This is a genomic window from Novosphingobium organovorum (assembly GCF_022832435.1).
Lineage (GTDB): Bacteria > Pseudomonadota > Alphaproteobacteria > Sphingomonadales > Sphingomonadaceae > Novosphingobium > Novosphingobium organovorum.
Genome location: NZ_JALHLF010000267.1, coordinates 1 through 551, shown reverse-complemented (window position 1 = coordinate 551; position 551 = coordinate 1). Strand labels below are relative to the sequence as shown.

Genomic DNA, 551 nt, shown 5'->3' with positions numbered 1-551 from the left:
GGCGCTGCCGTCATCGCGCGGTGGCCCGCCCGCTGGAGCCTGCCCCGCCACGCTCAGCTCAGTTCGTCGCGGGGTCGGTCAGCGCGGAGGCGACGGTGGCGTCCAGCCGCCGCGCCTGATCGGGCCGCAGCACCGCGCGGATCGCGAAGATATGCTGCAAGGTGGCCTTCTGCAGCGATCCCATCGCGGCGTGGCACTTGTCGATGGCCTGGGCGACCTTGGGACCATAGCGATGCTCGCGATCGATCGCCTGGGCGAGTTCGGCGTTGGCGGTGCGCAAGTTGCCCTCGAGCGTGGCGCGCTGGCCGGCAAAGGCCTCCTCGAGCTGCGCGATACGCGCCTTCTGGTCGGCATCGAGATCGAGTTGCGAATGGATCAGCGTGTGCACCCGGTTCGCCGAGGAATGGTCCGCGCGCAGCATCTGGCCGACCCAGAACGCGGCCAGCGCGGCCAGGAAGGCCAGCACGAACAGCACCAGCTTGCCGTTGAGCGTGCGCACGCCTCAGGCTCCGAGCAGCTGCGAGGGGGCCTGCGCAGGCACCCCGAACAAC

Annotated in this window: 1 protein-coding gene; it reads right to left on the bottom strand. The window is 70.2% G+C overall.

Annotated features, from left to right (window positions below; all coding sequences use genetic code 11):
- Positions 1-58: 58 nt before the first annotated feature.
- Entirely contained in the window at positions 59-499 is a 441-nt protein-coding gene (locus MTR62_RS21175) for a periplasmic heavy metal sensor (RefSeq protein ID WP_244024652.1), read from the bottom strand.
- Positions 500-551: the final 52 nt, after the last annotated feature.